Here is a 24974-nt window from a genome sequence, read left to right as displayed (position 1 = left end):
CTGACATTCGCGTTTCCTGACAAGGAAGTCCAATGTCCGACTTTCCGGTGACGGCCCTGCGCAGCGTCGAGGTCACGACGCCGCACCTCGCCGGTTCGGTCGAGTTCTACAGCAAGGTCTGGGGCCTCGACGTCGTGGCGGAAGCGGACGGCACCGTGTACCTCGCCGCGACGGGCAGTGACTTCCACGTTCTCGAGCTCACACCCGGTGAGGCGACGTCACTCCGAAAGATCAGCTTCCGTACCCGCTCGCTTGAAGATCTGCACCGCCTGTTCGCGCGTGCGCGGCAAGCCGTCTGTGAGGTGATCAACTCACCCGCGCCGTCGCCTGCGCCCTCGGGCGGGACAAGCTTCGTGGTTCGCGAGCCACAGGGCTGCGCCATGGAGTTCGTCCATGGCGATCATGTAAGGCCGCCGCGCGTGATCGCGGATCGCCCCGAACGGCTGGCGCATGTCAACATCAACAGCGCCGACATCGAAACGCTTTCGACATTCTATCAGGACACCCTGGGGTTTCGGCTGACGGATCGCTCGAAGCTGATGGCGTTCCTGTGCTGCAACAGCGATCACCACGCGATCGTGCTTGCCGAGGCCCCTCGCAACGGCCTCAATTACATTGCCTTCCTGATGCCTGATCTGGAGTCCGTCATGCGCGGCTCCGGTCGCATGGTCGACCATGGCCACCCGATCGGATGGGGCGTCGGTCGTCACGGACCGGGCGACAACGTGTTCGCCTATTTCGTCGATCCGGCCGGCACCGTGATCGAATACACCGCCGAGGTCTTGCAGATCGACGACAGCTACGTCGCGAAAGGCCCGACCGATTGGGTCTGGCCTCCGGGACGAACCGACCAGTGGGGTATCGCCCCGCCCAAGTCCGACACCTGCAAGACGGCGCAGCTCGCCATTCCCTTCACGGCGGCGCGCGCATGACGGATATGGCTGGCGCTACCGACTATGACGTGCTCGTCGTCGGCTTCGGGCCGACCGGCGCCGTTGCCGCGGGCCAGCTCGGCCGGCTCGGTCATCGCACGCTCGTCATCGACCGGCTCACCGATGTCTACGACAAGCCGCGTGCGATCGCGCTCGATCACGAGATCTTCCGTCAATTCGACAATATGGGCCTCGCGGATGCAATCTCGCCCTTCATCGAGCCCTTCACCGCATCGGAGCATTTCGGTGTCGACGGCCAGTTGATCCGGCGCATCGACATGGTCGCAAAGCCCTATCCACTCGGCTACACGCCGAGCATGGTGTTCAGCCAGCCCGCGGTCGAGACCGAGCTGCGCCGCCACGCGATGAGTTTTTCCAATGTGCGGGCCGAGCTCGGCGTCGAGCTGCTCGATCTCGTCCAGACCTCCGATCGCGTCGAGGCGCGCCTGAAGGACAGCGACGGACGGCATCGTTCCGTGACGGCGCGCTACGTGCTTGGCTGCGACGGCGCCTCGAGCACCGTGCGGCAGATCGCAGGGCTCGGCCTCGAGGATCTCGTCTTCGACGAACCCTGGCTCGTGGTCGACATGCGCGTGAACGAGAGCGCGCTGGCCCGCCTGCCGCAATGCTCCGCGCAGTTCTGCAATCCGGCGCGCCCCGTGAGCTTCCTGATCGGCCCGAAGAACCACCGCCGCTGGGAGATCATGCTGCTGCCGGGCGAAGACGTGCGGCAGATGGAGCGGCCCGACAATGTCTGGAAGCTGCTCTCGCCCTGGCTCACGCCGCATGACGGGGACTTGTGGCGGGCTGCCTCCTATCGCTTCCACGCGCTCGTTGCCGCCGACTGGCGGAGCGGCAGGATCCTGATCGCCGGCGATGCCGCGCATCAGCAGCCGCCCTTCATCGGCCAGGGCATGTGCCAGGGCCTGCGTGACGCGACCAACCTCGTCTGGAAACTGGATCAGGTGCTCAAGGGCGTGTCCTCCGACAGCCTGCTCGACAGCTACACGGTCGAGAGAAAGCAGCACGTCATCGAGCTGACCGGCAAGATCAAGGCGATCGGCCAGTCGATCTGCGAGCGCGATCCGGCCGCGGCCCGCAAGAGCGATGCGCAAATCCTTAGCGATGGCGGCGGCAAGCCGCTGCTCTTGACGCGGCAGGAAATCATCCCGCCGCTCCGCGCAGGATGCCTGTCGCATCAAGAGACGCCGGCGCGCGGCAGCCTGTTTCCGCAGCCGCGCATCGCAAGCGGCGGTACGGCTCGCCTGCTGGACGAAATGATAGGGGCCGGCTGGCGCGTGTTGATCGACGGCCGCAGCAATGATGCCGCGTCCATGCTCTCGCTCTGTGCCGCGCGCCCGGACGTATCGGCAACGGCCGTCGCGCCTGCTGGGGCAGGTCGGCCGAATGTGCTCGAAGAGACCGAGGGCGTACTCGCGAGCTGGTTCGACCGCCACGGTGTCGTCGCCGCGATCGTGCGGCCCGACCATTACGTTTTCGGCACCGCGCGCAATACTTCTGAGCTCGGCGATCTCTTGCGCGAGATCGGCTTGTATTGTCGCGACGTCCCGGCCGAGCAAGCAAACCTAATTCCCGATCAGACAATGGAGAGAACGCCGTGAAACTGGCCACTGTAGCGATCGACGGCCGCACCACCTGGGGCATCGTCGAGGGCGAGACCTTTTTTGATGTCGGCACCGCGCTCAAGGCGCGCTATGCCGATCTCAAGGCGGCCATCGGCGCCGCCTTCGCCGGCGTTGCGGATGCAAAGTCCTCCGCCGCCACCCTCCCGATCTCGAAAGTCACTTGGCTGCCGGTCATCCCGAACCCGGACAAGATCCTGTGCGTGGGCCTGAATTACGAGACCCACCGCAAGGAGACCGGCCGGGCCGAGGTCGATCATCCCACCATCTTCTCGCGCTACGCCAACAGCCAGACCGGACATTTGAGTCCGATCGTGCGGCCGCGCGTCTCGACCCACCTCGATTTCGAAGGCGAGCTCGCGGTCATCATCGGCAAGGCCGGCCGCTACATCTCCCGCGCCGACGCCATGGATCATGTCGTGGGCTATTCCTGCTACAATGACGGCAGCATCCGCGATTTCCAGCGTCACACCCATCAGTTCACGCCGGGCAAGAACTTTCCGGACACCGGTGCATTCGGGCCCTGGATGATGACGTCGGACGAGCTCGGTCCGCTCGGCGAGCTCAAGCTGCAGACCCGCCTCAACGGACAGGTCATGCAGGAAGCGCTGATCAAGCAGATGATCTTCGATATCCCGCGCCAGATCGAATACTGCTCCACGTTCACGCGGCTCGAGCCCGGCGACGTCATAGTCAGCGGCACCCCGGGTGGCGTCGGCGCGCGGCGCGAGCCGCCGCTCTGGATGAAGCCCGGCGACGTCGTCGAGATCGAGGTCGAACGCCTCGGCGTGCTCAGGAACGTCGTCGCAGACGAAACCTGATCGAACGACGGCCGCCGGCGACGGCGTGCGAACGATCAATAAAACCCGCAAAGCGGAATCTTTCAGGGAGGAACATCATGTCCGCACTATCCCGTCGTCTGCTGCTCGCCGGCGCCGCGCTTTGTTTCTCTCTTCCGGCCTTGGCGCAGCCCTGGCCGCAGAGGCCGGTGACCATCGTCGTGCCGCAGCCGGCGGGCAACAGCCCGGACGTGATGTGCCGCCTCATCACCGAAAAGCTCTCGCGGACCCTCGGGCAGCAATTCGTGGTCGAGAATCGTCCGGGTGCCGCAAACCTCGTCGGCACGCAGTCCGTCGCCCGTGCGGCGCCGGACGGCTACACGTTCTTGTTTGCCACGTCGGCCGCGCTCGTCACCAATCCCTACACGTTCAAGAAACTGCCCTACGACCCCGTGAAGGACTTCGTGCCGGTCGCGATGGCTGCCAAGAGCAACCACGTCCTCCTCGTCAATCCCGAGGTGAAGGCCAATACGCTGCCGGAGTTGATCAAGCTCGAGAAGTCGGCGCCGGGTTCATTGAGTCTGGCCGTCGATGGTGCGCGCAATCTCTCGGGCCTGATCGCTCAAGCCATCAACAAGAGCGCCGGAACCGGCTTTGTGCTCATCCCCTACAACACGACCACGAATGCGGTGCAGGACGCGATCTCGGGCCGCATCCAGGTGACGATCCAGTCGGCGTCCATCGCCGAAGCCTTCATCAAGGCAGGTACGCTGCGACCGGTCGCCGTTGCCGGAGCCAAGCGGATCGACTCCCTGCCGGACGTTCCTGCGATCGCGGAGACGCTGCAAAGCGTCGACCTGCAGGGCTGGTTCATGTTCATGGCGCCAGTCGGCACGCCCGCCGAGATCGTCGAAAAGCTGAGCGCCGAGATTGCAAGCGCCCTGGAATCATCCGATGTGCGCGAGCGAGCTCCAACTCTCGGTTTCGATGTCAGCGTTGGCGATGCCGTGACGACGGCGGGCGCAAAGCGTTTCCTCGATCAACAGCTTGCCTCGTCCGGCAAGATCATTCAGGGACTCGGTATCGAGCCGGAATAGCGGGCAGACGCCTCGCGTTGCGGCTGGCGCATCGTCGCGGGCGCCGCGCCGGGCTCGAGAGGCCGGATTCACACGGGCCGCGTGATTAACGGTTTCTTAGCGCTAGTCATGCGGATGATCTGCATGGGAATACCTGGGGAGACTGCTCCCATGCTGAACGACGGTACCTACGCGGCTTGGTACAAGACGCCGCTCGAGCAGGGCACCGGCATCGTCCATGTCGCAGACGGCCAGATCTGGGGCCGCGACAGCCTGATGACGTATCATGGTTCGTGTCAGGTCGACGGCGATCGCTTCACCGCGACCGTGTCGACGAAGCGTCATACCGAAGGACGTGACACGGTCTTCGGCGTCTATGATGAGCTCACGCTGAACATCGTAGGGACGTGCCCCGGCAAGATCGCGACTTACACCGCGACGGCGGGACAGGCGCCGGGAGTCGTCCTCGAGGGAACGCTGATCCTGACGGAAAAGCCGGCGGCGGCGCCTGAGCGAACGGCTCAGGTCCCCGCGTTCAATCCCGACAAGCTTCCAAAACTGCCGAAGCGCTCCCGCTGATCGCGGCAGCGTGCGCCGGCCGGCGAAATCGCCCGCGCCGACATGTCGCGCCCCCGGCAGCGCAATTCTGCATCCTCAAACTTCCGCTGCGGCGCTTCTCAAATGGCCCGTCACGCGTCATTGTGGTGCCGCACCAGCATCACCTTGGGAGCAGCATCACATGTCGGACAAGGTCTCGCGCCGCCAGTTTGCCAAGCTGGCGGGATTGTCCGCAGCCGGAATCGCAGGTCCCGTCGAGCTGGCCGATGCCAAGCCGGTACCGGCGCCGCGGGGCATGGACGGCTTTCCGCCGGGCTTCGTCTGGGGCACGGCGACCTCGTCCTATCAGGTCGAGGGCGCGGTCAATGAGGATGGGCGAGGGGCCTCGATCTGGGACACTTTCGTGCGCATCCCCGGCAAGATCGAGGACGGCACCACCGGCGACCGCGCCAATGAGCATTATCATCGCTACAAGGAAGACATCGCGCTGATCAAGGATCTCGGCTGCAAGGCCTATCGCTTCTCGATCGCCTGGCCGCGGGTGTTTCCGGATGGTGACGGCAAGCCGAACCCGAAAGGACTCGACTTCTACAATCGCCTCGTCGACGAGCTCCTGAAGAACGGCATCGAGCCGTGGGCGACGCTCTATCATTGGGATCTGCCGCAGTCGCTCCAGGACCGCTTTGGCGGCTGGCGCTCGACCGAGACCTGCAAGATCTTCGGCGACTATGCCGGCTATGTCGCCGAGCGCCTGACCGATCGTGTCAAGAACGTGTTCACGCTGAACGAGAGCGGCCGCTTCGTGCAGTTCGGCTACGGCCTCGGCATCGATGCGCCCGGCGCGACGCTGCCGCAAGCCGAGGTCAACCAGATCAGGCACAACAGCGCGCTCGCGCACGGGCTCGCGGTGCAGGCGGTGCGTGCGCGCGGCCGCCGTGGCACCAAAGTGGGGCCGGCCGAGAACATCGACGTCTGCGTTCCCGCGATCGACACGCCCGAGCATGTCCGCGCCGCCGAGATCGCGCTGCGCGAGATGAATGCCGGCTATCTCAACGTCATCATGACGGGCCAGTACACCGACGCTTTCCTGAAATACGCCGGCGCCAATGCACCGAAATACACCGACGCCGAGCTGAAGATCATCTCCTCGCCGGTCGACTTCCTCGGCCTCAACATCTATGCGCCGCAGAACTACGTGGTGCCGTCCGACCAGGGCGCGGGCTTCATGCCGCTGCCGATCCCGAAATCCTTTCCGCACATGAATTCGAACTGGCTCCGCGTGGCGCCGGAGACGATCTATTGGGTGCCGAGGCTCGCGGCAAAGATCTGGAAGACGGATGCGATCTACATCACCGAGAACGGCACCTCCGGCGACGACGAGATCTCACCCGACGGCAAGATCTACGATACCGACCGCATCATGTACCTGCGCAACTATCTCGCCCAGCTCCAGCGTGCGACGGCGGAGGGCGTGCCGGTGCGCGGCTATTTCCTCTGGAGCCTGATGGACAATTTCGAATGGGTGTTCGGGCTGAACAAGCGGTTCGGTCTCTATCACGTCAATTTCGACACCCAGGTGCGCACGCCAAAGCTCAGCGCGAGCTTCTACCGCAACGTCATCGCGAAGAACGCCGCGGGGGTGTGATGTCCTCGCCTCTCCCACGTGCGGGGAGAGGCCGATTTTACGCGCAGCGGAAAATCCGGGTGAGGGGGACGCGGCCCGTCTGTCGCGTTTGAGCTGCCCTGACGCAAGATTGCGCAGCAATTGCCGTTTAGCCTGACGGACCAATCGCTTCACAGGTATCGCTGCGCCTCACGCGGAACCGGGGCTTCTACTGTGCATGGGGTTGTTTTTCACTTTTTGCAGAGAGGCCGTCCGGCACCGCCGATTGACTCAACTCTCCCCCTGATTCACAACGCCTCTCAACACTCATAACAAGAGGACAACGCCCATGGCTGACGCGCTGATCATCGATGCATGCCGTACCCCGCGAGGTGTCGGCAAGGCCGGCAAGGGAGCACTCTCGGGCATTCATCCGCAGCAGCTGGGAGCAACCGTGCTGCGCGCGCTTGCCGAGCGCACCGGCATCAATACCGCCGACGTCGACGACATCGTCTGGGGCTGCAGCGCGCAGGTCGCAACGCAAAGCGGCGATCTCGGCCGCATGTCGGCGCTCGATGCCGGCTATGACGTGCGCGCCAGCGCCGTGACGCTGGATCGATTCTGCGGAAGCGGCATCACCAGCGTCAACATGGCCGCATCCTCGATCATGGCGGGCGCCGAAGACCTCGTCATCGCCGGCGGCTGCGAGATGATGTCGATGGAGGGACGCCGCGGCGGCGGTCCGATGATGATGGACTCGGGCAATCTGCGCCTGCGGGCGAAGCATCCGCAGTCGCATCAGGGCGTCTGCGCCGATGCGATCGCGACTCTGGAAGGCATCGCGCGACAGGACGTCGACGCGCTCGGTCTCGAAAGCCAGAAGCGCGCGGCGCATGCGATCGCGAACGGCCACTTCAAGAACAGCCTCGTGCCCGTCCATCGCGAGGACGGCAGCCTCGCGCTCGACCATGAAGAGTATCCGCGGCCGCAGACCACGATGGAGGGCCTCAGCAGCCTGAAGCCGGCGTTCCCCGCCGTCGCCGACTATGCGCTCGACGACAAGGGCACGACCTATCGCGGCCTGATCCTGCAGAAATATCCCGATCTCGACATCGACTTCGTGCATCACGCGGGCAATTCGTCGGGCGTCGTCGACGGCGCGGCCGCGATCCTCCTGGCTTCACCCGCCTACGCCAAGGCGCATGGCCTTAAAGCCCGCGCCCGCGTGGTGGCGATGGCCAACATGGGGGACTCGCCGACGTTGATGCTGAACGCACCGGTGCCGGCGACGCGCAAGGTGCTGGCGAAGGCGGGGCTCTCCATCGATGACATTGATCTCTTCGAGATCAACGAGGCCTTCGCGGTGGTGGCGGAGAAATACATCCGCGATCTCAAGCTCGACCGCGCCAAGGTCAACGTCAATGGCGGCTCGATCGCGCTCGGCCATCCCATCGGCGCCACCGGCTCGATCCTGATCGGCACCGTGCTCGACGAGCTCGAACGGCGCGACCTCAAGCGCGGCCTCGTCACCATGTGCGCCGCCGGCGGCATGGCGCCGGCCATCATCATCGAGCGCGTCTAGCCAACCTCGTCTTCACCGCTCCCCTTAAAAATGGGGAGAAAGGCAGCTGCAGTGCGATCCAACCCTTATTTTTCAGGGTGAATCGCACGCGGTCGTTCGGTCGTCGCTTGTCGAAAGCCGCGAATCAGCTTTAGCAAGGTTGCGTGCGGGCCTTTGAAACAAGGTAAAATCCGCTGCCTGAGGCTTCCTCCGCTCCGGAAGTAGCTAAAAAGCAGGGTTTTTTGCCACAGGGGGCCAAAAAAGCCCGTAAAATCTCGACAAAACTGTGCAGAAGGCTATAGGCCTTCGCCGGTTGGTCTAATATGCAACCGGCAACGAATCAGAGGAGACACGATGCCGACCCAACTTTCCAAATCGCAGTTGATCGAAAAGATTGCGACCGCCACCGAGCTTTCCAAGCGCGACGTCAAGAACGTCATGGAGACGCTGACCGACGTCGGCCACAAGGAGCTCAAGAAGAACGGCCTGTTCCTGGTGCCGGGCTTCGCCAAGTTCGTGGTCATCAAGAAGCCCGCGACCAAGGCGCGCAAGGGCACCAACCCGTTCACGGGTGAAGAGATGATGTTCAAGGCCAAGCCGGCCCGGAAGATCGTCCGCGCCCGCCCGGTCAAGGCTGCCAAGGACGCCGTGGCCTGATAACGCAAAGGCCCCCTCGATGAGAGGGGGCCTTTTGATTTGGGGTAGTCGCAAGGGCCTGAGACGGAGGGCTCAACCCTTGCGGCGCTTCACCCGGACCGGGACTGGCGCAAGCCGCGGCTCGGGTCCCGCGAGTGCATCGCGCACCCGGTCGATGGCGCGATCGAGCAGCTGGCGCAGCCGCTGCGTCTTGCGCGATCTCCTTGCTTTCTCCAGCAGTTTCTTCATCGCATTACTCCGCCGCTTCGATCTTCGGATCGACCTTGGCTTCCGCCGGCTCGAGCGCTGCGGCGATGGCCTCGTCGACGCGCTCCAGCCAGATGAATTCGAGGTTGTCCCGCGCGCTCTTCGGGATGTCGTCATAGTCCCGCTTGTTGCGCGCCGGCAGCATCACCCGCTTCAGGCCGGCGGCGGCCGCGGCTACCACCTTCTCCTTGATGCCGCCGACCGGCAGCACCAGGCCGCGCAGCGAGATCTCGCCGGTCATCGCCGTGTCGCTCCTCACCGTGCGATTGGTGAGCAGCGACGTCAGCGCCGTGAACATCGCAACGCCCGCGCTCGGTCCGTCCTTCGGGGTGGCGCCCGCGGGGACGTGAACGTGGATGTCGCTCTTCTCGAACAGCTGGGGATCGATGCCGAGCTGGGAGGCTCTGCTCTTCACCAGTGTCAGCGCAGCCTGCACGCTCTCGCGCATGACCTCGCCGAGCTGACCGGTCAGGATCATGCCGCCGCGGCCGGGCACGCGCGAGGCCTCGATGAACAGGATGTCGCCGCCAACAGGGGTCCAGGCAAGGCCGGTGGCCACGCCCGGAATGCTGGTGCGCTGCGCGATCTCGCCTTCGAAGCGCGGCTGGCCGAGCACGGTGCCGATGTCCTTTGTCGTCACCACCACCTTGGCAGCCGTGCCTTCGGCGATCTGCACCGCGGCATGGCGGAACACCTTGCCGATCTCGCGCTCGAGGTTACGCACGCCGGCCTCGCGGGTGTAACCCTTGACCACCAGCTTCAGCGCCTCCGGCTCGATCTCCGCCTGCTCGGCCGAGAGGCCATTAGCCTCCAGCTGCCGCCGCACCAGATACCGCCGCGCGATCTCCAGCTTCTCGTCCTCGGTGTAACCGGCGAGGCTGATCAGCTCCATGCGGTCCAGCAGCGGACCGGGAATCTGGTCCAGCATGTTGGCGGTCGCGATGAAGACCACGCGCGACAGGTCGAAAGGCACGCCCAGGTAATTGTCCCGGAACGTCCCGTTCTGCTCGGGGTCGAGCACCTCCAGCATGGCGGCGGAGGGATCGCCCTGCACGCCGCGGCCCATCTTGTCGATCTCGTCAAGCATCATGACGCAGTTGCGCGCGCCCGCCTTCTTGATGCCCTGGATGATGTTGCCGGGCAGCGCGCCGATATAGGTGCGCCGGTGACCGCGGATCTCGGCCTCGTCATGCACGCCGCCTAAGCTGACGCGCACGAAGGGGCGATCCATCGCGCGGGCAATGGATTGGCCGAGCGAAGTCTTGCCGACGCCGGGCGGGCCGACGAAGCACAGGATCGGGGCCTTGCCCTGCGGCGCCAGCTTGCGCACCGCCAGATATTCGATGATCCGGCTCTTGATCTTCTCCAGGCCGAAATGATCGGCATCCAGGATGCGCCGCGCCTCCTTGATGTCGATCGGCTTCTCCTCGGGGAGGGCCCAGGGCAGTTCGATCAGCCAGTCGAGATAGGTGCGGACCATGCCGGCTTCGCCGGCAGCCTCCGGCATGCGCTCGTAGCGGCGCAGCTCCTTCTTGGCATGCGCCTCGGCTTCAGGGGGCATGTTGGCCTTGGCGATCGCAGCCGTCAGCTCGGTGACCTCGGCCGCCTTGCCGTCGCCTTCGCCCAGCTGGCGCTGGATGGTCGCCATCTGCTCGCGCAGGATCGCCTCGCGCTGCCGCTCGTCGAAGGAGGCCTTGGTCTTCTGGCCGATTTCATTGCTGATGCGCAGCACCTCCAGCCGCTCGGCCAGGTGCTTCGACACCTTCTCGACGCGCAAAGCGAGGTCGATGGTCTCCAGGACCTCCTGCTTGTCCTGCGGCTTGATGTCCATGAACGAGGTTGCGAGGTCCGCCAGCGCGCCGGGCGCAGTCGTGCCCTGGAACATCGCGATCAGCTCGGGCGGCGCCTGCGGCAGCAGCTCGATCGCCTCGATGGCCTGGCGCTGCAGGTTCAGCGCGCGCGCCTCGATCTCGGGCGAGCTCGTAGCCGGCTCGGGGATCTGCTGGAAGCGCGCGGCCAGGAACGGCGTCCCCGGCAGGAAGTCGAGGATGCGCGCGCGCTGCACGCCCTGGCAGACGATGTGATGGGTGCCATCGGGCGCAGTGATGTAGCGCACGATGTTGGCGATGGTCGCGACCCGGTAGAGATCGTCCGGCCCGGGGCTCTCGATCTCGGGGCTGCGTTGCAGGACGATGCCGACCGGCCGCTGCTCGCGCAGCGCCTGCTGTGCGGCGGCGATGGACTTCGCCCGGCCGATCGCGATCGGCGCGATGGCGCCCGGAAACAGCACCATCTCGCGCACGGGGATGATGATCAGCGCGTCTTCGGGGATCTTCACGTCAGGACCGTTTTGGGAATTGGTCTGTTCGGTATTCATCTGTTCGGTGGCCATGATCGACCTCAGGATTTGGCGAGGCGCAGTGCGACGCAGCCGTCCATTACGAAGCGGCTGATGGCGTAGCGGCCGATGGGAAGCGCGATGCGCCGCTCAAAACGGCCCTGCGGCAGCTCGAGGCGGTGGATGCGGGCGTTGCGAAGCTCCGGCGGCAGCGTGCGCTGGCCGGAGATGATGAGCACGCCGTCATGGATCACCGTCTCGACGTTGTCAGGATTGACGCCGGGGAGCGCGACCAGGATCAAAAGCTCATGCTCGGTCTCGAGCACGTCGATCGGCGGCTCCCAGCAGGCTTCCTGGCGGCCGAACTGCTGGCGCAGCCGTTCGGCGCGGGTCAGCGAGTCCAAAGCTTCGGACAGCATCCAGTCGAGGGGATTTTTGGGTTGCATGGCAAAAACTCGGGGAAGGCGCTGCGGTTGGAAAACGAGGATATGGGGATGGTTCCCGCAAATTCCAGCATCGCGCGTCTGGAGCATGCCTGGCCTCTCGAACCGGAGGCCCTTGCAGTCAGGCGCTTCGACGCCGCAGCCATGTTCTGCGGCGTCGAAGGCAACAGTTGGGCGGGCGGCGCCGATCAGGCGGCTTCGCGGTACCCTTCTTCTGCTTCGAGGTTGATCACGGAGGTGGCGAGCTCCGTCAGCGCGTGGTCGGTGGCCTCTTCCTCGTCGAGCGTCTCCTGGAGCAGCCTCGCTGCGTCATGCATGCCGAGCTCCTCGGCCCAGGTACGCAGTGTGCCGTAACGGGAAATCTCGTAGTGCTCGACGGCCTGTGCCGCGGCGAGCAGGCCGGCATCGAGGGCAGGGGCGTTCTTGAACTCCTTCATGATCTCGGCGCCCTCGTCGGTGATGCCGTTGATCGCCTCACACGGCTTGCCGCGTGCCGGCTTGCCCAGCATCCTGAAGATCTGGTCCAGCCGTTTCACCTGGCCCTGGGTCTCGCGCAGATGCTTGTTGAAGGCCGCCGCAAGGTCCTTCGAATGGGCCGCCTTGGCCATCTTCGGCAATGTCTTGATGATCTTGTTCTCGGCGAAATAGATGTCCTTGAGCGTCTCCAGAAACAGGTCGCTCAGCATCTTGGGCGCCCGACGCGGACGGCGCGCTGCGGTCTTTTTCTTGGTTGCACGTTTCTTTGCTCGTTTAGCCATAGATCCTCCTCATGAGGCGACACGGGAAGGCATGCCCTTCCTCAATCCTCACGCGATCAAGAGCCGGGATCAGCAAATGTTCCTCGCGAAGGCCTTCGCGAGCCGCTATGGCTTGCGCCTCGCCACCCGAGACGCTTTCCATGATCGACTTCGCCCTGTCCGCCTTCGTGACGCTGCTGCTGGTGGTCGATCCTGTCGGTCTGGCGCCGGCGTTCCTGGCTGCGACAGGAGGCATGCCTGACAAGGTCAAGCGCACGGTCGCGGTGCGCGCGCCGCTGATCGCGGCCTCGATACTGGTCGTGATCGCGCTGGCCGGAAACTGGCTGCTGCGCCAGCTCGGCATCGGCATCCCCGCCTTTCAGATCGCTGGCGGACTGCTGCTGTTCGGCGTGTCCTACCAGATGATCTTCGGCGACCGGCCGCATCGCGAGGCCCGCGAGGCCGACAAGGCGACGTCGGAACACGCATCCGATGTCGCGGTGTTCCCGCTGGCCATCCCGATGATGGCCGGCCCCGGCGCGATCGCGACCACGCTGTTGCTTTCGGGCGATGCCGGCTACGGCGCCAAGCTCGCCATCATCATTGCGATCGTTCTGGCGGTGTGCCTGCTCTGCATGTCGTGTTTTGTCTCCGCGGGTCTGATCGCCCGCACGCTGGGGCGGACCGGAAATGCGGTGCTCTCGCGCGTGCTCGGCATGCTGCTTGCGGCCTATTCGGTGCAGTTCGTGATCAACGGAATCGCGGCCGTTAAAGCGAGCTTTTCCTGAGCCTGCGACAATCTGCTAATGTACTGATTTTACAATCGGTTTCTCGATGTAACGGTACACCCGGCAAGACGGTACCTCATCCGGTCCGCTTTCTCTTGCACTGCCATATTGCTTTGACGTACTTCGGGTCTAACAAACGCACTTCGCCAAGAAATCGAGAAGAAATCGAGAAGAAACAGAGATGTCGATGACAGCGGACGAGCTCGCCAAGAGACAGGCCATCATCGACGCCTGCCGCCGCATGAATGCGCTCGGCATCAACCAGGGCACATCGGGCAATATCAGCGTCCGGCATGCGGACGGACTCCTGGTCACGCCGACCAGCGTGCCCTATGAGGCAATGACGCCCGACCAGATCGTGTTCATGAGGATGGACGGCGCGCATGCCCCCGATCAGAAGCCATCCAGCGAGTGGCGCTTCCACCGCGACATCCTGAAGTCGCGCGAGGACGTCAACGCCCTCGTCCACGCCCATCCGACCTATTGCACCATCCTGGCGATCATGGGCATGGACATTCCACCTGTGCACTACATGATCGCGGCCGCCGGCGGCGACAGCATCCGCTGCGCGCCCTATGCCACATTCGGAACGGCGGAGCTGTCCGAGCATGCGATGCGGGCGCTCGAGGGCCGGCTCGCCTGCCTGCTCGACCATCACGGCATGATCGCGATCGGCAAGACACTGGACAAGGCGATGTGGCTCGCCGTCGAGGTCGAGACCCTGGCGCGGCAGTATCACGGGTGTCTCCAGATCGGACAACCGCCGCTGCTGTCGAGCGAGGAGATCGAGCGGGTTCGCCAGCGCATGGCCGGCTACGGCCTGTCGGAAGGGTAGGGCGGACAGACAGTGTTCGTGCGGCTCAGACATATCGTCGATCGCAAGGGGACGAACCGCACCATGGTTCGGCTCCGGGCGCTCTTGCGCAGCAACGAGTTCTACCTGATCCCGCTGGCGCTGGTGATCGGCACGCTGGCCGGCGCCATCGTGACGCTGATGGCGGAGATCGCGCAGATCGCGCATGTCGTGATCTACGGCATTCCCGTCGACGTCCGCCTGTCCGCCAATGCGCGGGTCAGTCCCTGGGCGGCGCTGCTCGCGCCGGCGCTCGGCGGATTGGCGCTCGGCATAATGGAATGGTCGCGCCGGCGATGAAGATTTCGAACGCGGTCGACCCGATCGAGGCCAATGCCCTTCGCGGCGGCAATCTCTCGATGCGAGACAGCGTGGTGGTGTCGAGCCAGACGCTGATCTCCAACGGCTGCGGCGCCTCGGTCGGCCTCGAGGCCGGCTATACCCAGATCGGCTCCGGCATCGCCTCGCTGCTCGGCAAGTTCTTCAACCTGCGCCGCAACGATCTGCGCCTGATGGTCGGTTGCGGCGCTGCCGCGGCGATCGCAGCGGCGTTCGGCGCGCCGATCACCGGCGCCTTCTACGCCTGCGAGCTGATCGTCGGCGTCTATTCGGTCGGCAGCGCAGCGCCGATCCTGGCGGCCTCGCTCGCCGGCGCGCTGACCGCGCAATGGCTCGGCGGCGCGCCGTATTCCATCGAAATCCCGAAGGTCAGCTCGGTCGGCATCGAGCAGTATCTGGCATTGATCGGGCTCGCCCTCGTCACCAGTGGCGTCGGCATCGCCGTGATGCGCTCCTCCTCGATGTTCGAGCGCCTGTTCAAATGGCTGCCGGTCTGGCTGCGCCCGGTGATCGGCGGCCTCATCGTCGGCAGTTTCGCCATCGTCACGCCGCAGGTGCTGGCGGCGGGCCACGGCGCCATGGTGCTTGATCTCTTCCACGACATGACCATCGGCCTGATCGCCGTGATCATCGGCCTGAAGGTGACGGCCTGCCTGATCTCGCTCGCGTCGGGCTTCCGCGGCGGCCTGTTCTTCGCCTCGCTGTTCGTCGGAAGCCTGATCGGCAAATTCTTCGCCGCGGTGCTGCTGCTGGTCAGCCCGAACTTCGTGATCGATCCGCTGGTGGCGATGCTGACGGGCATGGCGACGCTCGGCGTCGCCATCGTCGGCGGTCCGCTCACCATGTCGTTCCTCGTGCTCGAGATGACCCGCAATGTCGACGTTACCGCCGTGGTGCTGGCCGGCTGCATCGTCACCTCGATCTGTGTCCGCTTCATGTTTGGACATTCGTTCTCGACCTGGCGCCTGCATCTGCGCGGCGAGACCATCCGCAGCGCCAACGATGTCGGCTGGCTGCGCAACCTCACCGTCGAGCGGCTGATGCGCTCCGACGTCGGCAAGGTGCCGTCGACCACGACGATCGCCGCCGTCCGCCGCGAATTCGCGCTGGGCTCGCGGCCGGGTATCGTCATCGTCAACAATGCTGACGAATATGTTGGCCTCGTGCTGTTGCCCGACCTGTTCTCCAGCGACCTCGACACCATCGCCGACGATATCCAGGTGATCGAGCTCGCCCGCCTGATCGACATCGTGCTGATTCCGGAAATGAACGTGAAGTCGGCGATGGCGGTGTTCGATGAGGCGGAAGCCGAGATGCTGGCGGTGGTCGATTCCACCGACAGCCGCAAGGTGGTTGGTTTCCTCACCGAGACCTTCGCCCGCCGCCGCTACGTCGAGGAGATCGACAAGGCCACGCGCGGCGTGCTGGGGGCGCTGTCGTAAGGGTCTGCGGCCTCGGGGTCGAGAGAGGTATTGGGGGAGGGGCCATGGCACCCGCAGTCGCCTTCGAATTTCCTTGAAGGCGTCTTGCTTTGGACAAACCGCGTCAGCGATGATCAGGGCAAGCAAATGCGACGGACGCCTTCGGGCGACATTGGGCTGGGAAGGGGAGCGCCAATGAACTCCGTAACGACACCGATCGAGCCGCCTTATGCGCTGTCTGCGCGCATAGACGCACAGCTCACGCATACCTTCGCGAAAATCAAGAGCGTGGATGAAGAGATCGCGCGCGCCAACGAGCAGCTTGCCCGGCTGGAGCGCGATGCCGTGCGCAGTCGCCCGCGGCGTGGCGGAACAGCGCTGCGCGCCTCGCCGGTCTCGGGCTGGCTGCAGGGATCGGCATCGCTGCCTTCGTCTCGCAATCATCCCACGGTGATACGGTCAGGCAGATGTTCGCAGGTTGGGCGCCGGTGCACGCTGCGACGTCGTCGCAGTTGCAAGCAGAGCCGGTGCGCGAAGCCGAGACGAGCCCGACTGCTCAATTGGCCGAGGCATCGCCGCAACCGGCATCTGCGGCCGAGACCGTACCGGAGGTCGTCGCGCCAACCGGCGGCACACTCCCGCCGGAGTTGACCGAATTGCTGCAGAAGCTGGCGAGCGATCTCGCAAACGTGCAGCAAGGCATCGATGAGCTCAAGGCGAGCCACGCGCAACTGAGAGCGAACCAGGAGCAAATGTCGGTCGACAATCTCAGGCTTGCCGATGAGTTGAAAGCAGGCCAGGAACAAATGACGCGGCTCGTCGCCAAGACCCCTGAAGATAAGGCGTCTGAAAGCAAGGCGTCGGATAACAAGAGGCCCGAGATCGCCGGCAAAACGACCGACCGGTCGAACGCGGGGCAGAAGACGAGCGCAGCACCAGTGCCTGCGTCACGTCCGGCTGCGGCTCATACGCCCAAGCCGGCGGCGGCAATGTCGTCACCGCATGCCGCGGTGCGACGGACGGCTCCGGTCCAGCTGCAATCGGCGCGACAATAGTCGCGATCGATACGGACCCGTAGTCGCGGCCACATTCACGGCAACGATCGCTCCACATCGATGGTGCCGACGCCGCCGAGAATGACCGCCGGCATCGCGTCGAGTAAGACGGCGGTCATGCCGCTTTCGAATTCGCCGAGCCGCACCGGCGCGACGCGGGCCACGCCGCCGATCGTATGGCGCCCATCGATCCAAGGTGTCGAGTAATCATGGAAGCGGGACGGCGGGCTTCATGAGCGCCGCCCGCGTCCGTCTATCGGCCTGGTTGAGGTGGGGAGGCGACGAGGCAAGCCACGATCCGGCGGACCAGTGGCAGCACCATCAGCAACGTAGGAAAGGCGACGAGCCACGACAGCGCCCATGCGCCCGGCCAGGTCGCCAGGAACGCCGGCGTCGCGCCGAGGCTCCGCAGGGTCGAAATGACCGACACCACGGCCGTCATGAGGACGGACAGCACGAATGGCATCACGATCGGCGCATAGCGCGCCGGCAGTTTGCGAACCGCAATCATCTGATTTCTCTTCGAGAAAGGACGCGTCAGTCACGTTGAACCCATTAAAATGGCATCGATCCCGACGGCGTCGGTTGATGCGTTGGTTCACGTGAACGCTTACGGCGACCGCAAAACGGCGCGGCTGTTCATTATCCGCTCAGGTTGAGTGGTGCAAGCTGGATCGGCTGGTTCGGTTTACAATCGTTCAAAGCGTGGCGGATTGCCGCGATCCTGAAACCATTTCAGTGGTTTGCGCGTTAGGTCACGTTTGAATATGTTTTTTTGGCGAGAACAGAGGACGTCAAGATGAGCAATCGACCCGTCACTTCCAGGTTTGGCCGCACCGGTGCGCTGGCCGCGTTCGCGGGCCTTGCCCTGACTGCGGCTTCGGTATCGCCGTCGGTTGCGGCGTCCCCCGTCGCGGCCAAGACCTTGCCCACCACCGCGGCAGGTCCGGCTTCGTCCAATGCCACCGATTTCAGTGCAGCCCGACGCCATCGTTATTATCGACGCGGGCCGAACGCCGCGGGTCTCGCCTTCATGGGCGTCGCGGCAGGTCTGATCGGAGGCGCGATCGCCGAGAGCCGGCGCCAGGAGTACTACGACAACTATTATTATGCTCCGCGTCCCTACTACGGCGGCCCGGGCTATTATGGCGGCGGTCCTTATTACGGCCCGCGCTACTATCCCTATTAGGCGACCGGTTTCGCAAAAAGGGGCGGTGCCTTGCACCGCCCCTTTTTTGTTGCTTCTGGCATCCGAGATGCCGCGCTTGATGATGCTGTGTCGCGGAGGTGTGTCTGCGAGGCCGTAGGATGATGGGTAGAGCTCTTGCGAAACCCATCATGCTTCGGCGCAACGAAGACGTGATGGGTTTCGCTGCGCTCTACCCATCCTACGAGAGCTACACGTCCGGCAAGTCACCGTCCCGCCGGCGCCGACATCGCGCCGTTGGCGTAGCGCGACCAGTCGGGTTCGGTCGGCTGCGAGGGCCACATTGCCGCGTTGGAGTTACGCACCGATTGGGTGACGGGGGCGGGATGCGCCTTGCGGACGTGGTGGCGGTCACTTGCCGCGGCGGTCTGGATGGTGACCGCGGCAATCAAGGTAGCGCCGAGAATGGCGAAAGATTTCTGCATGTCGTTTCTCCCGTGACGACGCTCCGGCTGTGGCGTCTTGTGTGTTCGTCGTCGCCGCTGACATGGCGATGGGCCTTTCCGAATATCAGCGGCGCCGCCTTCACGTTGGAGCGAGCAAACTTTTTGGTCCCGGCTAAATATTCGGCAATCACACCCGTGACGCGGTGGACTTGCCCGCCGCAATCCGGTTCAATGCTGCGAATTGGCTTTCCAGGCGACAACGATGTCGAAATATCTGCTGGTCCTGTTGTTGATGGCCTCACCGGCGGCCGCGCAGGTCAAATTGACCCCGAAGGCCACGGCGGCGCATCCGGACCCCTGCGCTCCGATCGGGCGCACCGCGGACGGCAAGCTGGTCTACTCCATGAAATGCGAGAACCTTCCGGCACCGCCCGCGCCACCGCCGCAGGCCGAACTGAAGGAGGCGCCGCAGCCCGCCACTGAGGCGGAGCCGGAGGTGCGGCGGAGCGGCATCTTCGGTTGGTCCTACGACCGCCGGTGACGGCCCGCGCCACTTGCGCGAACGCCCATGGAATGCTCTTTGCTTGGAAGTTCCCGTGGGGCCATCGCCCCCGACCCAGAGAGATGAGATGAGCAAACTCGTTATCCGCGCCGGCGATTTCACCTTCGATGCCCGCTTCGAGGAGCAAGCCGCGCCCAAGACCGTCGCCGCATTTCGCAAGGCGCTGCCGTTCGAAAGCCACATCATCCATGTGCGCTGGAGCGGCGAGGCGGTATGGATGCCGCTCGGCGACCTCGATTTCGGCGTCGGCTACGAGAACCACACCAGCTATCCCGCGCCCGGCCAGATCATCCTCTATCCCGGCGGTATCAGCGAGACCGAGATCCTGATGGCCTATGGCGGCGTGAGCTTCGCCAGCAAGATGGGCCAGCTCGCCGGCAATCACTTCATCACCGTGACCTCGGGCCTGGAGAATCTGGCGACTCTCGGCAAGGCTGTGCTCTGGAAGGGCGCACTGCCGATCCGCTTCGAGGAAGTCTGAGTGACTGACGCCCGCTACCCGCGCGATCTCCGCGGCTACGGCCGCAACCCGCCGCATCCGGAGTGGCCGGGCAACGCGCGGGTCGCGGTGCAGTTCGTCGTCAATTTCGAGGAAGGCGGCGAGAACAATATCCTGCACGGCGACCGTGCCTCGGAAGCGTTCCTGTCGGACGTGCTTGGCGCGCAGCCCTGGCCGGGCCAGCGCCACGCCAACATCGAATCCATGTTCGAGTACGGCTCGCGCGCCGGCTTCTGGCGGCTGTGGCGGATGTTCAATGACCGAAAGTGGCCGACTACCGTGTTCGGCGTCGCCACGGCGCTGAAGCGCAATCCGGAAATCGTCGCGGCGATGAAGGAGACGGGCTGGGACATCGCCAGCCACAGCCTGAAATGGATCGAGCACAAGGACATGACCGAGGCGCAGGAGCGCGCCGAGATCGCCGAGTCCATTCGCGTCCATACCGAGGCGACCGGATTGCGGCCGCTCGGCTGGTACACCGGCCGCTCCTCGATCAACACCAACCGCCTGCTGATGGAGGAGGGCGGCTTCCTCTATCTCTGCGACTCCTATGCCGACGATCTGCCCTATTGGGTCAAGGGCGCCAAGGGCAAGCAGCTCATCATTCCCTATACGCTTGATGCCAACGACATGCGGTTCATCAACCCGCAGGGCTTTGCCGAGGGCGAGCAGTTCTTCACCTATTTGAAGGACGCCTTCGACGTGCTCTATGCCGAAGGCGAGACTGCGCCGAAGATGATGTCGGTGGGGCTGCATTGCCGTCTTGCCGGACGTCCCGGTCGCGCCGCGGGCTTGATCCGCTTCCTCGACTATATCGGCAAGCATGATCGCGTCTGGGTGCCGACGCGGCTCCAGATCGCGCAGCACTGGCACGACAAGCACGCGCATCTCGCCGCCGACGCGTTCGAGATCGGGTAAGGCGATGCCGCAGATCTCGCTCGCCGATCTCAACGCTGCAGGCAAGGCCGATTTCGTCGCCGCGCTCGCCAACGTGGTCGAGTATTCGCCCTGGATTGCGGAGAAGCTTGCCGAGCAGCGACCGTTCGCCGGCATCAACCAGTTGCACACGGCATTGATGGGGGCGATCCAGAGTGCCGAGCCTGACGCGCAGCTCGCGCTCATCCGTGCTCATCCCGATCTCGCCAACAAGACCCAGCGCGCCGCAGGGCTCACGGCAGAATCGACCGACGAGCAGAACAGCGCCGGCCTCGACCGGCTGTCGGATGCCGAATACGCGGCGTTCGAGCGCGTCAACAGCGCCTATCGCGACAAATTCGGCTTCCCCTACATCGTCTGCGTGCGCCGTCACACCAAGGATTCCGTGCTGCGCGATTTCGAGACGCGGTTGCGCAACATTGCCAAGACCGAGACGCGGCGTGCGATTGAGGAGATCGGCCGCATCTCCGCGCTGCGGCTGGATCAGCTCGTGATTGCCGACGACAAGTTGAAAGTGCACGGTCGCCTGTCGACGCATGTGCTGGACAATCACGCCGGCAAGCCTGCGTCCGGCATTCCGGTCGAGCTCATAGAGCTCGCCGCGCTCGGTGAGAGCCGCGTGATCGCGCGCGCTATTACCAATGACGATGGCCGCACCGACCAGCCGCTGATCGGCGGTCGGCCGCTGCCGATCGGTCGCTACGAGCTCAGATTCAGCATCGGCAAGTATTACGCTGAACGCGGCGTGCAGACGCCCGATCCGCCCTTCCTCGACGAGATCCCGCTGCGCTTTGCGATCAGCGAGCCGGAAGGCCATTACCACGTGCCGCTGCTGGTGACGCCCTGGAGCTACTCGACCTATCGCGGAAGCTAGCTGCCGAATTTCTCGAGCAGCGCCGGAAACAGCCGGTCCGGCTTGAACGGTGGCGCGGTGAAGCGGATGCCGGTGGCATCGGCAATGGCGTTGCCGAGCGCGGCGGCAACCGGATTGTACGGACTCTCGCTCATCGACTTCGCACCGAGGGGGCCGATGGTGTCGGAGGTGTCGGCGAAGAAGACCTCCGTGCGCGGAACGTCGGCGAAGGACGGCAGGTGATAGTCGCGGAACTTCGGGTTGGTGACGCGCCCCTCGGCATCGATCACCATCTCCTCATAGAGCGCAGCGCCAAGCGCCTGCGCCACGCCTCCTTCGACCTGGCCGCGGCACTGCATGGGATTGGCGACGACGCCCGCGTCCGCCGCCTGCACGCTGCGGAGAATCCTGAGCTCGCCGGTGCCCTTGTTCACGGCGACGCGAAAGCCCTGCACGTTGAAGCCAACCGAGCGCGGCGTGCCGCCGGAATTGCCGGCAGCGGCAAACGGTTTGCCACGCTCGCGCGCGAACGTCGCGAGCTCTGTGAAGGGCATCCGCCGCACGCCGCTGACGACCGCCTCGTGGTCGAGCGTGCGAAGGTGCCGGCGCTGCCATAGGCGCCGGTGTCGTGGCCGCCATGGGCGGTGTCGGACTGGCGCAGGCGGATGCGGTCGACTGTGGTCGCAAGGATCGTCGCGGCGATCTGCCGGTGCACGGTGCTGGTGCCGTTGCCGAACTCGGCGGTGCCGACAGTGAGGTCGAAGCTGCCATCGTCGTTGAGCGCGATCATGGCATCGGCGATGTGGCCGGCCGGCGGCACGGTATCGATCATGGTCAGCGCCACGCCGTCGCCGATCAGCCATTCCGGCGACAGCTCCGGCTGCGGACCACCCGCCTGCATCGCGCGCTCGACGAGGTCGATGCACTGATCGAGCCCGTAGGAACCATAGAGCACGTCGTGGAACTCGGACGGCGGGGGCGACAACATGGGATCGCCCAGCTTGACGACGTTGCGCCGACGCATGTCGTAGGGGCTGACGCCGAGCTGCCTGGCCAATTCATCGATCGCGGCTTCGATCGCGATCTGTGTCTGCGGCAGCCCATAGCCGCGAAACGCGCCTGCTGGCACCGTGTTGGTGTAGACGGCGTAGCCGTCGACCCGCTTGTTCGGGCAGTTGTAGACCGCGATGGACTCGGACAGCGAGTGGAACATCACGGGACCGGCGTGATTGCCGTAGGCGCCGGTGTTGGAGAGCACGTCGAGCTGGAGCGCGGTCAGCCTGCCATCGGCATCGGCGCCGGCCTTGATGTGGACGCGCATCGGGTGCCGGGTCGAGGTCGCGATGAACTGCTCCTCGCGGGTCAGCTCCAGCTTCACCGGACGTCCCGTCCTGAGCGCGGCGAGTGCCAGGATGTCCTCGACGAACATCTCCTGCTTGCCGCCGAAGCCGCCGCCGACGCGCTCGCAGAACACGCGGACCTTGTCCATGGGACGCTGGAAGATATCGGACAGCGCGCGGCGAGTCAGGAACGGCACCTGCGTCGAGGTGCGGACATTGAGCACGCCTGCGGCATCAAGCCAGGCGAGGCCGCCATGCGTCTCCAGTGCCGCGTGCTGCACGCGATGACTGTGGAAGGTGGCCTCATAGGTGACGGCGGAGGAGGCGAGTGCTCCGGCGACGTCGCCGAACTCGCCATGCGTCTCCGCCGCGAGGTTGCGCTGGGGATCGGCGATGCGGTTCGCCGTGGTGCGATCAGGATGAAGGACGGGCGCGCCCGGTGCCATCGCCTGCTCGGGATCGATCAGCGCCGGCAGGATGTCGTAATCGACCTTGATCCGGCGACACGCCTCCTCGGCGGCGGCTTCGCTCTCGGCGACGATCGCAGCAACCCTCTGCCCGATGAAGCGGACGACGTCGTCGAGGATGCGGGTGTCCTCGGGATCCATCCAGTCCTTCTCATGCCGGGCGGTCGAGATCAGCACCGATGGCGCATCCTCATGCGTCAGCACCGCGTGCACGCCGGGGATGCGCAGCGCCTCCGACTTGTCGATCGCGACAATCCTGGCATGCGCATGCGGCGAGCGCAGCAGCTTGACGTGCAGCAGGCCGTCGATGGCGGTGTCGAAGGTATAGCGCGCCTTGCCGCGGACCACGTCGGGGCCTGCGGGGGCCGGGAGGCTGCGGCCGAACGCGGCGCCGGCCTCGACGCTGTCCTCGACATTGGTCTTGCCGAGCAGCGCGTCCTCGATGGATCGATAACCGGTGCAGCGACAGATATTGCCCTTGAGCGCCGATCCGAGATCGGTGCGTTGCGCCTGGTTCAGCGAGGCGCAGGTCAGGATCATGCCGGCGGTGCAGAAGCCGCATTGAAAGCCCTGCGCGTCGAGGAAGGCCTGCTGCATCGGATGCGTGCCGCGCTCGCCGCCGAGACCTTCGATCGTGGTGACGACGTGGCCGTCGGCGCGGAAAGCCGGGATCAGGCAGCTATGCACCGGCTCGCCGTCGAGCAGCACGGTGCAGGCGCCGCAATCGCCGGCATCGCAGCCCTTTTTCACGCCGAAATGGCCGAGCTCGCGCAGGAACGTCCGAAGGCACTGGCCCGCGCGCGGCTCATCCGAAAACACCTTGCCGTTGATCTCGAAACTCACGATGGCGTTGCCCCCAAGAGTTCGGCGCGGATCTCCTCGGCAAGCCGTAGCGTCATGTGCTTGCGCCAGAGCGGTTTGCCGTGGATGTCGGTGTGGTACAAATCATCCGTGATCTGCTGCGCGATCACCTCGCGAAGCACGCTTGCGTCCGGGGCCTTGCGAAACGACAGCTGGATCGGTCGCACCGTCGATGCCGTCACCGTCAGCGTCAGCGTGCCGTCGGCATCGAGGCTGCCGATCAGAAGCGCCGCCGAACGGCCGACCGGCGCCAGCGAGATCTGGCGAAACGCCGTTCGGCGCCTCAGAGCGGCAATCGGAATGTCGATCTGCCGGATGAGGTCGCCCGGCGTCAGCCGATTGCGCTGGTTGCCGGTGACGAAGTCGGCGACGGGAATCTTTTGCTCGCCACCGCCGGCCTTCCAGATGGTGCAGACGCCGTCGAGCGCCGCGGTGAGCGAGATCATCGGTCCGGCCGGCAGCGACATGCAGAGATTGCCGCCGACCGTCGCCGTCTTCCAGATCTTGAACGAGGCGAGGAACGCGCGGCAGCACTGGCCGATCAGCGGAGCAGCGAGCCAATCCGGCGGACAGGCGAAACCATCGAACTGCGCCACGGTGCAGGTGGCGGCGATGGAGAGATGGCTGTCCGTGATCGTCAGCGCCGGCCATTTCAGGTCGGTGAGATCGATCAGCCGCGTCAGATGGACCTGCGGCTCCGAGAACAGCCAGGTGCCGCCCGCGAGCCAGGCATCGCCCGCCGTCCAGACCGGCAGCTGCGCGCGCGTTTGCGGATGGGCGACCGTCGTGATGGTATTCAAATCCATGGCTGCGCCAGCGCTTTCGCCCGGTGAA

Annotated in this window: 24 protein-coding genes and 2 pseudogenes; 17 read left to right on the top strand and 9 right to left on the bottom strand. The window is 64.9% G+C overall.

Annotation, left to right across the window (positions count from 1 at the left end; genetic code table 11):
* Window positions 1-32 precede the first annotated feature (32 nt).
* From FOM02_RS16495 to FOM02_RS16460, 8 genes are all read left to right on the top strand, one after another.
* Complete coding sequence (locus tag FOM02_RS16495; protein ID WP_027562402.1) at window positions 33-932, top strand: VOC family protein; 900 nt, start codon at window positions 33-35, stop codon at window positions 930-932.
* The gene (locus tag FOM02_RS16490; RefSeq protein ID WP_027562403.1) at window positions 929-2554 is read left to right on the top strand and encodes a bifunctional 3-(3-hydroxy-phenyl)propionate/3-hydroxycinnamic acid hydroxylase; all 1626 of its coding nucleotides are present in this window, start codon (window positions 929-931) and stop codon (window positions 2552-2554) included. Before FOM02_RS16495 ends, FOM02_RS16490 begins: the two co-directional genes overlap by 4 nt.
* Window positions 2551-3396 (top strand): fumarylacetoacetate hydrolase family protein, encoded by an 846-nt coding sequence (locus FOM02_RS16485; protein ID WP_027562404.1) that lies wholly within the window; start codon window positions 2551-2553, stop codon window positions 3394-3396. Before FOM02_RS16490 ends, FOM02_RS16485 begins: the two co-directional genes overlap by 4 nt.
* 77 nt (window positions 3397-3473) lie before the next feature.
* On the top strand, window positions 3474-4451 hold the full coding sequence (locus tag FOM02_RS16480; protein ID WP_027562405.1) for a Bug family tripartite tricarboxylate transporter substrate binding protein: 978 nt from the start codon (window positions 3474-3476) through the stop codon (window positions 4449-4451).
* A 150-nt stretch (window positions 4452-4601) separates the two neighbouring features.
* Complete coding sequence (locus FOM02_RS16475; RefSeq protein ID WP_027562406.1) at window positions 4602-5009, top strand: hypothetical protein; 408 nt, start codon at window positions 4602-4604, stop codon at window positions 5007-5009.
* A gap of 160 nt (window positions 5010-5169) precedes the next feature.
* Window positions 5170-6633 carry a GH1 family beta-glucosidase gene (locus tag FOM02_RS16470; protein ID WP_027562407.1) on the top strand — a complete coding sequence of 488 codons (1464 nt, stop codon included), beginning with the start codon at window positions 5170-5172 and terminating at the stop codon, window positions 6631-6633.
* A gap of 307 nt (window positions 6634-6940) precedes the next feature.
* Window positions 6941-8173 (top strand): acetyl-CoA C-acetyltransferase, encoded by a 1233-nt coding sequence (locus tag FOM02_RS16465; protein WP_027562408.1) that lies wholly within the window; start codon window positions 6941-6943, stop codon window positions 8171-8173.
* Between the two features lie 333 nt (window positions 8174-8506).
* Window positions 8507-8809: an HU family DNA-binding protein gene (locus FOM02_RS16460; protein WP_027528369.1), complete on the top strand. Its 303-nt coding sequence runs from the start codon at window positions 8507-8509 to the stop codon at window positions 8807-8809.
* 72 nt (window positions 8810-8881) lie between these two features.
* On the opposite strand, the gene FOM02_RS16455 is transcribed toward FOM02_RS16460, so the two are convergent.
* The 4 genes from FOM02_RS16455 to FOM02_RS16440 all read right to left on the bottom strand — a co-directional run bounded on the left by FOM02_RS16455 (window position 8882) and on the right by FOM02_RS16440 (window position 12594).
* The gene (locus FOM02_RS16455; protein WP_167336481.1) at window positions 8882-9037 is read right to left on the bottom strand and encodes a hypothetical protein; all 156 of its coding nucleotides are present in this window, start codon (window positions 9035-9037) and stop codon (window positions 8882-8884) included.
* A 4-nt stretch (window positions 9038-9041) separates the two neighbouring features.
* Window positions 9042-11447 (bottom strand): endopeptidase La, encoded by a 2406-nt coding sequence (gene lon, locus FOM02_RS16450; protein ID WP_265441900.1) that lies wholly within the window; start codon window positions 11445-11447, stop codon window positions 9042-9044.
* 8 nt (window positions 11448-11455) lie between these two features.
* Window positions 11456-11839, bottom strand: a complete 384-nt coding sequence (locus tag FOM02_RS16445; RefSeq protein ID WP_027562410.1) for an Hsp20/alpha crystallin family protein — start codon at window positions 11837-11839, stop codon at window positions 11456-11458.
* A gap of 185 nt (window positions 11840-12024) precedes the next feature.
* A complete protein-coding gene (locus FOM02_RS16440; protein WP_092216037.1) occupies window positions 12025-12594 on the bottom strand; it encodes a ferritin-like domain-containing protein in 570 nt (189 codons plus the stop codon).
* Between the two features lie 140 nt (window positions 12595-12734).
* Here FOM02_RS16440 and FOM02_RS16435 point away from each other — a divergent pair, with 140 nt between their 5' ends.
* The 4 genes and pseudogenes from FOM02_RS16435 to FOM02_RS16420 all read left to right on the top strand — a co-directional run bounded on the left by FOM02_RS16435 (window position 12735) and on the right by FOM02_RS16420 (window position 17029).
* On the top strand, window positions 12735-13361 hold the full coding sequence (locus FOM02_RS16435) for a MarC family protein (RefSeq protein WP_265441899.1): 627 nt from the start codon (window positions 12735-12737) through the stop codon (window positions 13359-13361).
* Window positions 13362-13542: 181 nt separating this feature from the next.
* On the top strand, window positions 13543-14196 hold the full coding sequence (locus FOM02_RS16430; RefSeq protein ID WP_181411713.1) for an L-fuculose-phosphate aldolase: 654 nt from the start codon (window positions 13543-13545) through the stop codon (window positions 14194-14196).
* Between the two features lie 12 nt (window positions 14197-14208).
* A pseudogene (locus FOM02_RS16425) lies at window positions 14209-15995 on the top strand (chloride channel protein).
* A 506-nt stretch (window positions 15996-16501) separates the two neighbouring features.
* Entirely contained in the window at window positions 16502-17029 is a 528-nt protein-coding gene (locus tag FOM02_RS16420; protein ID WP_265441898.1) for a hypothetical protein, read from the top strand.
* Between the two features lie 35 nt (window positions 17030-17064).
* On the opposite strand, the gene FOM02_RS16415 is transcribed toward FOM02_RS16420, so the two are convergent.
* Window positions 17065-17193 carry a hypothetical protein gene (locus FOM02_RS16415; protein ID WP_265441897.1) on the bottom strand — a complete coding sequence of 43 codons (129 nt, stop codon included), beginning with the start codon at window positions 17191-17193 and terminating at the stop codon, window positions 17065-17067.
* A gap of 89 nt (window positions 17194-17282) precedes the next feature.
* Complete coding sequence (locus FOM02_RS16410; protein ID WP_265441896.1) at window positions 17283-17540, bottom strand: DUF2798 domain-containing protein; 258 nt, start codon at window positions 17538-17540, stop codon at window positions 17283-17285.
* 288 nt (window positions 17541-17828) lie between these two features.
* On the opposite strand from FOM02_RS16410, the gene FOM02_RS16405 reads away from it, so the two are divergent.
* Window positions 17829-18218: a hypothetical protein gene (locus FOM02_RS16405; RefSeq protein ID WP_092216031.1), complete on the top strand. Its 390-nt coding sequence runs from the start codon at window positions 17829-17831 to the stop codon at window positions 18216-18218.
* A gap of 224 nt (window positions 18219-18442) precedes the next feature.
* Here FOM02_RS16405 and FOM02_RS16400 read toward each other — a convergent pair whose 3' ends face one another.
* Window positions 18443-18661, bottom strand: coding sequence for a hypothetical protein (locus tag FOM02_RS16400; protein ID WP_092216029.1), 219 nt, complete (start codon window positions 18659-18661; stop codon window positions 18443-18445).
* A gap of 223 nt (window positions 18662-18884) precedes the next feature.
* Here FOM02_RS16400 and FOM02_RS16395 point away from each other — a divergent pair, with 223 nt between their 5' ends.
* From FOM02_RS16395 to uraD, 4 genes are all read left to right on the top strand, one after another.
* Window positions 18885-19163: a hypothetical protein gene (locus FOM02_RS16395; RefSeq protein ID WP_027562418.1), complete on the top strand. Its 279-nt coding sequence runs from the start codon at window positions 18885-18887 to the stop codon at window positions 19161-19163.
* Window positions 19164-19251: 88 nt separating this feature from the next.
* Window positions 19252-19665 carry a DUF3830 family protein gene (locus FOM02_RS16390; RefSeq protein ID WP_027562419.1) on the top strand — a complete coding sequence of 138 codons (414 nt, stop codon included), beginning with the start codon at window positions 19252-19254 and terminating at the stop codon, window positions 19663-19665.
* Window positions 19666-20601: an allantoinase PuuE gene (puuE, locus tag FOM02_RS16385; RefSeq protein ID WP_265441895.1), complete on the top strand. Its 936-nt coding sequence runs from the start codon at window positions 19666-19668 to the stop codon at window positions 20599-20601.
* A 4-nt stretch (window positions 20602-20605) separates the two neighbouring features.
* Entirely contained in the window at window positions 20606-21493 is an 888-nt protein-coding gene (uraD, locus tag FOM02_RS16380) for a 2-oxo-4-hydroxy-4-carboxy-5-ureidoimidazoline decarboxylase (RefSeq protein ID WP_027562421.1), read from the top strand.
* On the opposite strand, the pseudogene FOM02_RS16375 reads toward uraD, so the two are convergent.
* Window positions 21490-24122, bottom strand: a pseudogene (locus FOM02_RS16375) (molybdopterin-dependent oxidoreductase). The gene uraD and the pseudogene FOM02_RS16375 sit on opposite strands and share 4 nt — an antisense overlap.
* On the bottom strand, window positions 24119-24946 hold the full coding sequence (locus FOM02_RS16370) for an FAD binding domain-containing protein (protein WP_027562423.1): 828 nt from the start codon (window positions 24944-24946) through the stop codon (window positions 24119-24121). Before FOM02_RS16370 ends, FOM02_RS16375 begins: the two are co-directional and overlap by 4 nt.
* Window positions 24947-24974: the final 28 nt, after the last annotated feature.

Source organism: Bradyrhizobium sp. SEMIA, from assembly GCF_014844175.1.
In the GTDB taxonomy this organism is placed as follows: Bacteria; Pseudomonadota; Alphaproteobacteria; order Rhizobiales; family Xanthobacteraceae; genus Bradyrhizobium; species Bradyrhizobium arachidis.
Note: the sequence above shows the minus strand (reverse complement) of the source record. Positions and strands in the feature narration are given on the sequence as shown.